Below are 13136 nucleotides of genomic sequence, written 5' to 3' on the forward strand. Positions count from 1 at the left end.
TAATAATGCAAAAATCAGCAATCACGGTACAGGCCATTGGTCCTATAGGACCGATGGCCTTTTGTGTTGAACGACAATATCTATCAATCCAATCAAAAAAAATTCTGATGATGAATCCGCAGAAACGATAAAAAGGAGGTGGTCTAGGGCAACAGCCAAAAATTATCCTAGCCTGACCACGCATAGGCGAACGGGCAAACATGATGACTATCAATGCTTACTGCAATCATGCACATGCGAGCCTATCAGCAGGAAAAATAGTAGTCGGCATCTCTGGAGAATGCCATTGTTTTGGAGGGAAATATGCGGGCTCAGGATCAGGTCAGAGCTTGGGCGTATTTTGTTTGATGATGGCTTCCGCCTTTGTTGGGCGACCTTTTTTGGTATGCGACCCATCGTACGCGAATTTATAAGCAAGTTGGATCTTTTGTTGTAACCATTGCTCTACTTGTTTTTCTGTCCAGGAACAGGCAGATGTTTCTTATAGGGTACCTTTGTCAACCCCCTGTGTCAGGGAAGTTGTCGCCTCTTCTGAAATCCACCTAAGGGGGCTGTCTCTCACCGGAAACGAAAACGGTCAGAACCGTTTTCGTTTCCGGAACGCTCCGCTCTTTTTTGAAGATGGTGCAGAGCGCTTGGTGCGCCCCTTGTTCGACTGTTTTTCATGGCACGGCATAAGAATGTGGTGCTGTTTCAATCGCTCGGCATCGGTCCGGGCCACGTGGATCCTGGTCCCGTCGGGGGCATGTCTGGTATAGAACATGGCCGTTGCCACGGCTCCGGGGATGGGGATGAAGCATTGCACTTGCCTGGGTCGCCATCCCCGTTTGGCCAGCCATTGGGCCAGGGCGTGCATGTCCGTGTCCGTTGTTCCAGGAAATGCACTCATGAGATAGGGAACCACATACTGCTTCTTTCCCGCCCTGGCAGTCTGTTTGGAAAAAATGTCCAGAAACCGCTCGAACAATCCGTGTCCGGGTTTGCGCATCAGCTTGAGCACATTGTCGCAGACATGTTCCGGCGCGATCTTGAGCTGACCCCCCACAAACTCATCCAGATATCCTGCCAGAGCCTGCATGTCCTTGAGAGCGAGGTCGAATCTGACCCCACTGGCCACCCGGACATTGCGGATACCATGGCCGTTACGCACCGACCGGAGCAGCTCCAGATGGGCCTTTTGATCCACCTTGAAATGGGGACAAAGGGATGGGGTCATGCAGCTTGGCCGCTTGCACGGGCCCTGAACCCGGGTACACCGCCCTCCCCACATGTTGGCGCTGGGACCGCCCACATCGGAAATGTTCCCCTTAAACCCCGGCATATGGGCCATGTGATCCACTTCCTTCAGAATGGATGACCGGCTGCGGGAAGAAATCCTGCGCCCCTGGTGCAGGGCCAGGGTACAGAAGGAACAACCACCGCCACATCCCCGGTGACTGGTAATGGAGTCCCTGATCATAGCCTCGGCCGGAATGTTCGCCGTGTAGAGGGGATGGGCCTTTCTGGCATAAGGAAGCGCGTACAGCCCGTCCATTTCTCCCTGGTCGAGAGGGACGGCGGGAGGTGCAAGAACCACGGTCCGATTCCCCACCGGTTGCACGGCCCACCTGTTCCCATGGTGGACAAGCCGCTCCATGGCCAGGGTCGCCTGCATCAAGAGAGACGGATCTTTGAGCATGGATTCATGGGAAGGCAAACGCTCGCACTCCCCTTCATCGGGCACGGCCACATCGGGCATGACCGTCCCGGGTATTCCGGTCGGTTCAAGCCCCTTGTCGAGTCTTTGGGCAATGTCCACCAGCGCCCGCTCTCCCATGCCGTAGACGACCAACTCGGCCTTGGCATCGAGGATGATCGGCTTACGCAACTTGTCGGACCAGAAATCGTAATGGGTGACCCGCCTGAGAGAGGCCTCGATGCCGCCCAGAACAACCGGAAGGCCGGAAAAGGCCCGGTGCAAGAGATTGGTGTACACGATACATGCCCGGTTCGGCCGGGCTCCCGCCTGCCCGCCCGGCGTGTAGGCATCGTCGGAGCGTTTCTTGCGAAAAGCGGTATAATGGGCGAGCATGGAATCCAGGGCCCCGGCCCCCACACCGGCAAACAGGCGGGGACGCCCCATGGCCAGCAGGTCGTCTACCCGGTCCCATCGGGGCTGGGTGATGATCCCGGTCCTGAAACCATGGGCGATGAGAAGCCGCCCGAGCAGGGCCATGGCAAAGGAGGGATGGTCCACATAAGCATCGCCGCTGACAAGAAGGATATCAAGTTCGTCCCAGCCCAGCCGGTCCATCTCCGCCCGCGTCATGGGCAGGAAGGAGGGCTGGTCAAGGGGTACGGGGGATAGAGTAGCAGAAAAAAGATGTGGCATGCAGGGGGGTATAGACCCGGCCGTGACCGGGGGCAAGGGAGAAAAAACAGGAAAAAAAGGCGCGTTTTTATGCAATCGACTTGCGCGCGTTGTGCAAAACAAATAGAATAAAAGTCATTGCATTTAAAAAATTGTAACTATCCAGCACGATAACTCGGCATGGGGCTGTGGCGTTTCCGGAAGGGACAAAACAGGATCGGGCTATTGGTGGCTGAATAGTTACAGCTTGCTAAAATCTCTTGCATTTTTTAACTTTCTTACATTGCCAAAATTGCTAAAAGGAACGCCCATGCCCAGCCGACCCACCCTCATATCATACATCATTTTGCTCCTGTTCCTGTTCCTGTTCGTTCTTGGCATCAACCTTGGGGATGTGGACGGCGTCTTTGAAAAAGGCGTGGCCATCTGCCTGAGCTGCATCGGGATCGGGTGAGGCCATGACCAGACGCGTCGTCCAGATCCTGGCCACGTTCATCACCAATGCCTACTGGCTCTTCCCCTTCGGCTCGTTCGGCATCTACACGGGAAAACTCAAATCCGTATGTGTTCCAGGGCTCAATTGCTGGTCCTGTCCAGCGGCTGTGGGCGGATGCCCCATTGGCGCGATCCAGAACTTTCTGGCCTCCATCCGGCTAACCTTGGCCAGCGGACAGTACCGGTTCGGGTTCTACGTCGTCGGATTTCTGGGGATCATAGGGAGTCTGGTCGGACGGATGCCCTGTGGGTGGCTCTGCCCTTTTGGGTTCTTCCAGGATCTCATGCATAAGATCCCTTCGCCAAAATTCGGGATTTGGAAGCCACTGGCATGGGTGAAATATGTGGTTCTGGCCCTGTTCGTGATCATCCTGCCCCTTGTGGTCGTGGATGACTTCGGGTTCGGTTCCACCTGGTTCTGCAAATACATCTGCCCGGCCGGTACCCTGGAGGCGGGTATCCCCCTCCTCTTCCTGCGCCCTGATCTGCGGGGATTGGTTGGGGGCCTGTTTTTCAACAAATTGACCATCCTGATCCTGCTGCTGATCTGGATGGTCATGACAAGCCGACCCTTCTGCCGGACATTATGCCCCCTGGGGGCCATCTACTCCCTGTTCAACAAGGTCAGTCTGTTCACCATGCGCTGGGACAAGGACGCATGCACCCATTGCAAGGCCTGCGAAACCGTCTGCCCCATGGGGGTCAAATTCTACGAGACCCCCAACAGTCTGGAATGCATCAGGTGTCTCAAATGCTATCAGGCGTGCAAATTCGACGCGATCTCCTTTGGAATAAAGGGACTCGAACAGCCAAGACCTGTAAAGAGACGGTCCAAGACAGAACCGACCCCTTCCTGACATGGAATATTTCCGGCATAAACGGAACCTCCATCTATTGTTTATTCTCCGGTTGTATCCATGTCTTCACTGTCTTCCGGGCACACATCCACAACCTGCCTTTGACACCGAACACATTCCTTTTTTCCCAATTCGTGACAGATATCCTCGGCGGTCATGTCTGCATGCCACACATAGAGAGCGTAATAGGACACGTCAGTGCCCAGAGAATCCTGGCAGGACTCTCTTTCGACCCGTGTCTGTAGCCCCGGAATGTTCGAGGCTAGACGAGTTGCCAGTGCATCGGCATCGGCCTGTTTGCCCACGCAACAGATCTGGAAGGGAGTGTCCACCTCGTCCATGATTTGGGCTAAACATAAACCCGGGAAAAGAATCAGGACAATCCCTGTGACTATCCCTAAGCACGTGCAGAGTGTTTTCATGATTCCCCCCCCCTTTTTTCAGCATCCAGAAGTGACTTTATCAACTTGTTGAGGGTAGCCCCGGGCATATACCCAACGTGGCTGGCCTGGAGTTTGCCGCCGACAAAAACGAGTAACCGGGGTATGGCCGTGACCTCGAAAGCGGCTGCGATTTCTCCCCCATCAAGATAAATGGGGTAATTGAATCCGACCCGGTCGGTGAAAAACTCCACCGCACCCGCATTGTAATCCAAAGAAATCCCCATGAGTAGAAGGTCCTTGTCGTCATAGCGTTCACGCAGGGACATCAGGTCGGGGAACTCCTGACGGCATGGTCCGCACCATGTGGCCCAAAAATTGACGACAACCACACGTGACGAGGCCTCGGTGACCATATCCACAAACTGGTCCCCAGAGAGTGCCCCCTTGTACTCGGCCCGAGCCGTTTGGGGAACTCCCCAGCAGAGCCAGCCAACGACCAGAAACATGGTGATAAATGAACGCATCAATCCCGTGCCCCTTATATTTATATGTCCGAATGGCAGATTATACCGATCCGAATGGTTCTATGTACCTTCCATGCATGCACACTTACCGCCCGTCTAAGCATACGTGCAAAAATATCTAATGCGGCCAAGCCGTGGTTTCAAGTTTTATGTTTTACGTTTTGCGTTCAATCGGTTATACAATTTTCTTGTTTTTTATTGCAGACTTGCATGCGTAAGGCACGATACCAACATTCCCAAAAATGTCGTAGAGCCGATCCATCAAAGATCGCCATTTTCGGAGCCCCGGATCAGTCCAATGCCTCCAATACCTCGATGAGTGGCTTGAGCTTGGGCCGGAAGTTGATGTCATGCACATCAATGTACTGGATGACGCCCTTGGTATCGATGATAAAAATGGCCCGTTCCGTGGTCCCGTCCGACCTGAGTACGCCGTACCGGGTCGCAACACCCCCATGGGGCCAAAAATCCGAGAGCACGGGAAACCACAATCCGCCCATGGCCTCGGTCCAGGCGAACAGACTGGGGACATTATCCGTGCTGATGCCGAGGATTACCGTATTATACCCCTCGAACATATCCTTGATCAAATCATACCCCGGCCATTGGTCCGAGCATACCGGGGTGAACGCCGCCGGAACAAAGGAGAGCATCACGTTTTTCTTGCCCAGGTAATCACTCAGCGCAATCCTGGAACCATCAATGGCCGGTAGGGCGAAATCAGGTGCCATCTGCCCCGTTTCCACCTTGAGGACGCTATCCAGGGGGGTGAGCCTCCCCGGCTTGTACACCGGATGCTTGGTGTGCTGGGCGGACCACCCCGGAACGGCCCCGACCATCACAATCAAAAAAAACAGACAGATACAACGTCTCATGGATTCTTCCTCCGTACCAGTCTTCTTGAATGCACAAGTGATTGGTTCAAATCTATAGGTTTTTCTTGATCTTTTTCGTCAACCATGGGGCACTGTCCACCCGTCCGAGATGGGTGAAGACCACCTTGGGCAATCCCTTGCCCAAACGGACAAACACGAAATAGGGGGTGCCCACCTGGCCGACCTCCCCATGCCAGAGATAATCTTCATCCGCAAAAAGCGGGAACTCTATCTCGAATTTTTCCTTGAAGATATCCACTTCGTACGGGGAATTACCGATACCGATACCGATCATCTTGACCTTTGAACCCAGTCCCTCTGCGCCGATACGATCGTATACATCGTTCAATAAAGGGGCCTCATGCTGACAATGGGGACAGTACATGCTGAAAAATTCCACCACGACCAAATCAGCCCTGATATCGGCGATACCTATTTCCTTGGTATCGGCAGGGACCCCGAGATAATCGATGGCTACCTGCCCGGCCGGACGGGGCAAAAGAAGCCCCGGGAAATCCTGGCCAACCTGCAGCTCGCCTCCGGCAAAGGCCGGGGAAACGCAAAGGAACATGCAGAGTAGAACAAACCATTGTTTCATGTATTCTCCCTGAATTGTGAAAGGATAACGCGTGCTGAAAAAACAGTGTAACTTTTCGAGCCGGATTCCCATCGCATGCCGTCATTCACGGCGAAGAGCAAAACCCTGTTTCTTGTAAGTGCAGGCAGTTCTGCTCGTTAGAGCACTAGGGGATCCTGTATCATATATCTTTTATTTTATATCCTTCCCAGCCATCTTGCACGCCTCATCCCATTCCGGGCACGCATCGGACATTTTGGCCTCGTACTCTGCCCGGCAGGCGTCACAGGTCACATGGATGTTCGGAACATCCCCATAACGCTCCCGGATCTCTTCCTCGGTCATGACAGCCGCGGCACTGCAACCGCACTGGGGACAGGCCGTCTTGATGCGATATTTTTTCTCGGACATGGCAACCTCCTTGGTTGAGGGATTGGATATTTCCTATGGAACAAGGATTGACAAGGGCATTGTTCGGCATTTCATTGAGACCGGACCCCAAAATGCCACCTTACCCCAACGTGTATATAAAACTGATGCTCAGCGCAATGGACTATGAAAATTTACGCTCCCCGTCACCAATGGAGGCCGGCGTCCGCATTGATACACGGGTCCTCAATTTCTTACCCCTCTAACATCCTTCAATCTCTTAAATTTCATGAGCGGATGAGTAAAACGATCCCCGTACCAAGCCACCGTTAACACTCATCTTCTCCAACCGGTTTTGATCCAGGTTTTCATCAATGATCGACGATTACGTTTCCCGACTCAAAAATTATCAATCCCTGGCCACAGATCTGGTCCACCATGTTGTCCTGCCGGAAAAGGACGCCATCCACGCCGACCCGGATCGTCCCTGGCATCCACAGATCGAGACCATGCTCACAACCCTGGGGATGAGCCCGCTCTACTCCCATCAGGCCAGAGCCACGGATCTCGTTCGTTCAGGGAACCATTGCGTGGTGGCCACCCCTACGGCAAGCGGAAAAACCCTCATCTATGCCCTGCCGGTTCTGGACAACCTGCTCAACAAACCGGATACAAAAGCGCTTTTCCTATTCCCCCTCAAGGCTCTGGCCCAGGATCAACTCAAGAATCTGAAGCATCTCGCCGGGCATCTCATGGGACTGCCCAGCCCCTTGGCGGCCATCTATGACGGGGACACGACCTCCTGGCAGCGCACAAAAATCAAAAAGAATCTTCCCTCCGTGCTGATAACCAACCCGGATATGCTCCACTTAGGCATTCTTCCCTACCACGGCAACTGGCAAACCTTTTTCAGGAATCTGGATTTCGTCATCGTGGATGAGGTGCATACCTATCGTGGGGTCATGGGATCACACATGGCATGGGTTTTCAGGCGGCTCACTCGAATATGCGCGGCCTACGGCAAACAGCCTACATTTATCTTTTCCTCGGCCACCATCGCCAATCCCGGCGAACTTGCAGCGGCCCTGACCGGACTGGATGTGGAGGTCGTGGACCAAAACGGAGGCCCGGCGTCCAAACGTCATTTCCTCTTTCTGGACGGCCAGAGCGCCGGGGGATCGAACACGGCCATAGTGCTCTTACAAGCGGCCCTGGCCCGCAAACTCAGAACCCTGGTCTTCACCCAGTCCAGAAAAATGGCCGAGCTCATATCGGTTTGGGCCGCAAACAAGGCCGGAGAACAGGGGAAACGGATCAGCCCCTACCGGGCCGGCTACCTGCCCGAGGAACGCAGGGCCATCGAGGCCGATCTGGTCAGCGGCAAGCTCCTGGCGGTGGTCAGCACCAGCGCCCTGGAGCTGGGCATCGATATCGGAGCATTGGATCTGTGCATCCTCATCGGGTATCCCGGATCCATCATGGCCACCTGGCAACGGGCAGGCCGCGTCGGACGGGCCGGTAAAAAATCCGCCGTCATTCTCATCGGCCATGAAGACGCCATGGACCAGTATTTCATGCGCCATCCCGAGGAATTCTTTGCCATGCCCCCCGAGGCAGCCGTGATCAATCCGTACAACCCGCCCATCATGCACTCCCACATCACCTGTGCGGCAGCGGACATGCCCATTGGAGCAGACGAATCCTTTGCAAAGGACAAAACGGTCCGGACGGCCATTGGAAGCCTTGAACACAAGGGACTATTGCTGCGTTCGGAAGATGGCTCCACCTGGTATGCTCCGCGCAGATATCCCCAACGCGGGGTCAACCTACGTGGTTCGGGGCACGGGTTTTCCATTGTGGATATCCGGACGGGTGAGGTCATCGGCCGGATCGACAGGATGCGGGCCTTCCATGAAACCCATCCCGGCGCGGTCTATCTGCACAAGTCCCGAACGTACGTGATCCGGTCCCTGGATCTCGAGACGTCCACCGCCTTTGCAACGGAGCGCAAGGTCAGCTATTATACCCGCCCCCGGACCTCCAAGACAACGGAAATACTCGGGGTGCATGACCAAAAGTCCATTTGGTCCACCACCCTGTCCATGGGACGGCTCAGAATCACCGAACAGGTCACGGAATATGAAAAAAAATCAAACCACGGCAAGTACCTGGGTACTGTTCCCCTGGACTTTCCTCCTCTGGTCTTCGAGACAGAGGGTATCTGGTTCGACGTACCCGGGTCTGTCAGACAATCCATGGAACGGGACAATCTCCATTTCATGGGCGGCATCCATGCCTGCGAACATGCGGCCATAGGCATCCTGCCCCTGCTGGTCCTCACGGACCGCAACGATCTGGGAGGCATTTCCATTCCCCTACATCCCCAGACGAACCAGGCGGCGGTGTTTATCTACGACGGCACCCCCGGGGGTGCGGGGCTCTGCAGACAGGCGTTCACCCGCGGGCAGGAACTGCTTGAAAGAACCCTGCAGGTCATTGCATCCTGTCCCTGCGAGACAGGCTGCCCGGCCTGTGTGCACTCTCCCAAATGCGGATCCGGCAACCGTCCCATCGACAAGCATGCGGCCCGGGAGGTGCTTCTCCGCATGCGCTCGGGCCCTAAGCAGGAATCCGTAACGATCGAGATCATCCAGGAACCTTCGGCAACCACGTTAAAAGAGAGGACAAAGAACAAAGGACAGCAAACAGTCGACACCCAGAATGGCCATCCCGGAGAAGTCCGGGATCTTGGTGCGTATGCAACTCCCTGGGACCTGACAGAGAGACCGAATCCACAAAGATCCCGGATCAAGTCCGGGATGACGGCTCAAGACGAAAATCCGGCCCGAGCTGCTAGAACTGTTTTTCAGGGCCCGACAATGACCGTTCCAGGAATCGAGCAGTGGGAGCAGACAAGGGATAATCTGCGGGTCCCCCCGACCACCCGGCCCCCCTTACGCTACGGGGTGCTGGACATCGAGACACGGCGCTCGGCCAAGGAGGTCGGGGGATGGAACAAGGCCCACAAGATGGGGGTCAGCTGCGTGGTGGTCTATGATTCCGGAGCAAGGGAATACACGACCTATCTCCAGGACGACATGGACAGCCTGGTCCGTGATCTGCAGGCCATGGATCTGATGGTGGGATTCAATATCAATCGGTTCGACTACAAGGTACTCTCGGGGCTGGACGGATTCGACTTTTCCAGTCTGCCCACCCTGGACATTCTTGAACACGTGCACCGGCGTCTGGGCTACCGACTCTCGCTGGACCGTCTCGCCCAGGCAACGCTGGGTGAGGAGAAATCCGCCAACGGCCTTCTTGCCCTCAGATGGTGGAAACAGGGAAAATTGGACAAGATCATCAAGTATTGCACCCAGGACGTGGCCGTGACCAAGGGGCTCTATGAGTACGGCCGGGACAATGGATATCTCCTGTTCACCAACAAGGCAAAAAAAACGGTCCGGCTGCCCGTTGACTGGACCAGTTCTGAAAATCTCCCCCCGGCGAAGGGATAAAAGTATCGGAGGAACCATGCAACGCATCCTGATCATCATCGGACTCTTTCTCGTGGCCCTCGGTCTCGCCTGGCCACTGGTGACCAGGATTCCCCTGGGCAACCTCCCGGGAGATATACTGATCGACAGGGAAAACATAAAAATATGGTTCCCCATCACCACGTGCGTTGTGATCTCTTTGGTCGTCTCCCTACTATTCTGGTTGCTCAAAAAATAAGGACAAACAGGAAAATGAAGATTTTCCGGACGGATTTTATGGAGAACGATCCCCTCACCCCTCTCATCGTTCGGAAAAATAGATATCCCCGTAATATGCAGTTGTTTGACCGCCACCATTGTCCGTGTCGGTCATAATAGCCACGGCGTCGATCCGGTCTTCTTCGATATCCAGATAGGTTTTTAGATCCTGCAAGACATTGCGTTTTTCAGCAACGACCCGTCCGGTTTGCGAGGTTCCTGACCTTACGACCACCATATATGCGTTGGAGGTGAAGGCGTTGGGCCATGTAGCGCCCTGTGGCATGGAACTCGACCAGACATAATTGATGGCCTTGGTCTTCCAAAATGCTATCCCCCCACTGACGACCACGTACACACGGGCCGGATAGTCGTCCCCTTCCTTGGCCATTTCTTCCCGGGGCGACAGGACCGAGTCCACCCTCCAGGACCAATTCAGATAGGGCGTTCTGGCCAGATCAACCTCCATCTCCCGGGTCAACCCCGAGGCGGTCCCGTTGCTCCGGGCCTGGAGCATGGTCACTCCGCCCACACCGACGAACGAATAGTCGGTCTCTCCGACAAAGGTCTTGGTTTCCCAGCCGGCCAGCTCGCTCTTGGAAAAATTTCCTACGAGAACCCTTGCATGCGCATTGATAGAGCCGAAAAAGCACCCCGCACCAACCAGAAACCACCCAATAGAATATAACATTCGAGAAACGGTCATGCCCGGTCATCCCCTGATAATTTTTGAATATTTTTTAGGCCGGATCGCCTTGTGGGATTGACATCGCTTGCCTTGCTTGCCAATTTGATACGGCTTTCTTGTATAACCAAATGCCCATGACCAGCAACTGGAATTGTCAACAGCACAAGGAATAACATATGACTGCATACCCTGATGGGAGTTTCGTCTCCATCCATTTCGAAGGAAAACTCATTGATGGGGATGTCTTTGAGTCCACCGAAGGGAACGATCCGATGACCGTTTGTCTGGGAAATCACGAGATCCTGGAAAAAGTGGAAAACGCCATCCGGACCATGACCAAGGGAGAGACCAGATCCGTCCATATCGGCCCGGATGAAGGCTACGGAGAATACCGAGAAGATAGGATCATCACCATTTCTGAAGAATCGATGCCCGCCATGGGGCGGATTAAACCAGGGCAGGAACTCATTCTTCGAACACCGGAAGGAGAAGAATTTCCAGGAATTATTCTGGCTATAGAGAACGGTGCCATCACCATAGATGCCAACCATCCCCTGGCGGGGGAGGAACTCGAATTCAGGATCACACTCGAGGACGTGACCCCACCCGAGTCAGGCATAAACGGTTGCAAAAACGACTGACATTTTCATGCCGCCAATCCATATCCCATGATCCTCAATAGATCATGGGATATGGAAATTGTATACCCATCACAAATTTCATATCATTCTTGTTTTCTCTGCCGGCCCAACACACTCTTCCGCCATACCACTCATATGAATTGACCCCTCTTCGTCCAGGATGATATTCTTTCATTCGTATATATACATTGTTATCCATTTTGAATTTTTCACTTGTTGCAATGCACATACCCTTGCTACTATAATTCTCCATATCTCCATGATGTATTTCTCCCGTATTTTCGTATCTTATCTCAACCGGTGTTTTGTACGTGTATCTCTTGAAACTTCTTCGCTCTTTCGAAGCCGGCATTGAACATACCTCCCCGTATCATTTTTATTTTATTACGATATGGGGGAGAGATTTGAAAAATCCATGCCACAAATAACAGCCTAATATCTTTTGTCTTTTTGCAATAATAGTTTTTTTTTCTTGAAAAATCGGACCGGCACGTCCACCTGATCCATCCGGCCCCAAAAAATGTTTCCACTCCACCTCGTGGCCATTCCCCTTTATGGCTGCCAGCTTGGTCACATCGGGGTTTCCGGGAGACCCACGACCGTAACCCATTTGGTAGACACATTTTTTGATCAATTTTCTTTGCAATATATATAGAAATTCTGTAAAGAGAAAACCAAGATTTTTTTCCAGTCCATTCCAGGGCCCCACTCTCCCCCTGCCACTTTTTTCACCTAGCCCGGAGGTACATCCATGATCGACATAAACTCACTGCTGGCCATGCTGCAGAATCTCGTCACCCTGTACGGTCTCAAGATTCTTGCGGCCCTTTTTATTTTCGTGGTCGGTCGCTGGGTGGCCAAGCTGGTCAAAAAAATAGTTGGCCGGGTCATGACCAAATCCGGTATCGAAGCAACCATCATCCCCTTTGTCCTTGACCTGATCTATATCGCACTTTTGATCATGGTCATCATCGCCTCACTGGGCGCTATGGGCATCCAGACCACCTCACTCATCGCCGTGCTCGGTGCCGCCGGTCTGGCTATCGGTCTGGCCCTGCAGGGATCGTTGTCCAATTTCGCTGCAGGCGTCCTGATCATCATCTTTCGGCCCATACGTGTGGGAGACTATTTCGAGGGAGCCGGCACGGCCGGAACCGTCGAGGAAATCCAGATTTTTTCCACCACGGCCAAGACCCCGGACAACAAGGTCATCGTCATCCCCAATGGCAAACTCCTCTCGGACAACATCGTCAACTATTCGCTGAAGGATATCCGCAGGGTGGACCTGATTATCGGTGTCAGCTATGGTGACCCCATCGACAAGGTCAAGGATGTCCTGTCCGATATCCTGAGTAAAGATTCCAGAATTCTTGACGATCCGGCCCCGATCATAGGGCTGATCGAGTTGGCCGATAGCAGCGTAAACTTTGCGGTCAGGCCCTGGGTGGAGACGGCCGACTATTGGGCCGTCTATTTTGATCTTCTCGAAACGATCAAAAAACGGTTCGACGGAGAGAATATAAGCATCCCCTTTCCCCAGCAGGACATCCATGTGTATAAGGAAGAACGAGTGTAACTATTTTAGCAAGTTAAGAGATTGTTGAGATTTTAGAGATTGTTGA

16 protein-coding genes are annotated in these 13136 nt (G+C 53.7%); 7 read left to right on the forward strand and 9 right to left on the reverse strand.

Translation table 11 applies throughout. The annotated features are described in order from the left end of the window. Positions 1-203 precede the first annotated feature (203 nt). Positions 204-413 (forward strand): hypothetical protein, encoded by a 210-nt coding sequence (locus tag ACY692_RS12190; RefSeq protein WP_462325660.1) that lies wholly within the window; start codon positions 204-206, stop codon positions 411-413. Positions 414-577: 164 nt separating this feature from the next. Here the strand turns inward: ACY692_RS12190 and ACY692_RS12195 are convergent, their stop codons facing one another. Beyond that, the gene (locus tag ACY692_RS12195; protein WP_462325645.1) at positions 578-2308 is read right to left on the reverse strand and encodes a YgiQ family radical SAM protein; all 1731 of its coding nucleotides are present in this window, start codon (positions 2306-2308) and stop codon (positions 578-580) included. 352 nt (positions 2309-2660) lie between these two features. On the opposite strand from ACY692_RS12195, the gene ACY692_RS12200 reads away from it, so the two are divergent. Continuing rightward, positions 2661-2804 (forward strand): CD1871A family CXXC motif-containing protein, encoded by a 144-nt coding sequence (locus ACY692_RS12200; protein ID WP_462325646.1) that lies wholly within the window; start codon positions 2661-2663, stop codon positions 2802-2804. Between the two features lie 4 nt (positions 2805-2808). Then, entirely contained in the window at positions 2809-3702 is an 894-nt protein-coding gene (locus ACY692_RS12205) for a 4Fe-4S binding protein (RefSeq protein ID WP_462325647.1), read from the forward strand. A 41-nt stretch (positions 3703-3743) separates the two neighbouring features. Here the strand turns inward: ACY692_RS12205 and ACY692_RS12210 are convergent, their stop codons facing one another. The 5 genes from ACY692_RS12210 to ACY692_RS12230 form a co-directional block, all read right to left on the reverse strand. Continuing rightward, positions 3744-4043 (reverse strand): hypothetical protein, encoded by a 300-nt coding sequence (locus tag ACY692_RS12210; protein ID WP_462325648.1) that lies wholly within the window; start codon positions 4041-4043, stop codon positions 3744-3746. Between the two features lie 77 nt (positions 4044-4120). Further along, on the reverse strand, positions 4121-4609 hold the full coding sequence (locus ACY692_RS12215; RefSeq protein ID WP_462325649.1) for a TlpA family protein disulfide reductase: 489 nt from the start codon (positions 4607-4609) through the stop codon (positions 4121-4123). A gap of 290 nt (positions 4610-4899) precedes the next feature. Continuing rightward, positions 4900-5484: a peroxiredoxin gene (locus ACY692_RS12220; protein ID WP_462325650.1), complete on the reverse strand. Its 585-nt coding sequence runs from the start codon at positions 5482-5484 to the stop codon at positions 4900-4902. 52 nt (positions 5485-5536) lie between these two features. After that, positions 5537-6082, reverse strand: coding sequence for a peroxiredoxin family protein (locus ACY692_RS12225; RefSeq protein ID WP_462325651.1), 546 nt, complete (start codon positions 6080-6082; stop codon positions 5537-5539). Between the two features lie 171 nt (positions 6083-6253). Then, complete coding sequence (locus tag ACY692_RS12230) at positions 6254-6472, reverse strand: hypothetical protein (RefSeq protein ID WP_462325652.1); 219 nt, start codon at positions 6470-6472, stop codon at positions 6254-6256. Between the two features lie 332 nt (positions 6473-6804). Between ACY692_RS12230 and ACY692_RS12235 the strand changes: the two genes are divergently transcribed. Next, a complete protein-coding gene (locus ACY692_RS12235) occupies positions 6805-9948 on the forward strand; it encodes a DEAD/DEAH box helicase (protein ID WP_462325653.1) in 3144 nt (1047 codons plus the stop codon). 16 nt (positions 9949-9964) lie between these two features. Next, positions 9965-10165: a DUF2905 domain-containing protein gene (locus ACY692_RS12240; protein ID WP_462325654.1), complete on the forward strand. Its 201-nt coding sequence runs from the start codon at positions 9965-9967 to the stop codon at positions 10163-10165. Between the two features lie 63 nt (positions 10166-10228). Here the strand turns inward: ACY692_RS12240 and ACY692_RS12245 are convergent, their stop codons facing one another. Then, on the reverse strand, positions 10229-10891 hold the full coding sequence (locus ACY692_RS12245) for a DUF3047 domain-containing protein (protein ID WP_462325655.1): 663 nt from the start codon (positions 10889-10891) through the stop codon (positions 10229-10231). A gap of 158 nt (positions 10892-11049) precedes the next feature. Here ACY692_RS12245 and ACY692_RS12250 point away from each other — a divergent pair, with 158 nt between their 5' ends. Continuing rightward, on the forward strand, positions 11050-11514 hold the full coding sequence (locus tag ACY692_RS12250; RefSeq protein ID WP_462325656.1) for an FKBP-type peptidyl-prolyl cis-trans isomerase: 465 nt from the start codon (positions 11050-11052) through the stop codon (positions 11512-11514). A 34-nt stretch (positions 11515-11548) separates the two neighbouring features. Here ACY692_RS12250 and ACY692_RS12255 read toward each other — a convergent pair whose 3' ends face one another. Continuing rightward, positions 11549-11866, reverse strand: coding sequence for a PilZ domain-containing protein (locus ACY692_RS12255; RefSeq protein WP_462325657.1), 318 nt, complete (start codon positions 11864-11866; stop codon positions 11549-11551). 24 nt (positions 11867-11890) lie between these two features. Continuing rightward, complete coding sequence (locus ACY692_RS12260) at positions 11891-12088, reverse strand: hypothetical protein (protein WP_462325658.1); 198 nt, start codon at positions 12086-12088, stop codon at positions 11891-11893. 177 nt (positions 12089-12265) lie between these two features. Between ACY692_RS12260 and ACY692_RS12265 the strand changes: the two genes are divergently transcribed. Further along, positions 12266-13090, forward strand: a complete 825-nt coding sequence (locus ACY692_RS12265; protein WP_462325659.1) for a mechanosensitive ion channel family protein — start codon at positions 12266-12268, stop codon at positions 13088-13090. The last annotated feature ends 46 nt before the right edge of the window (positions 13091-13136 follow it).

This window comes from Desulfoplanes sp., from assembly GCF_054921335.1.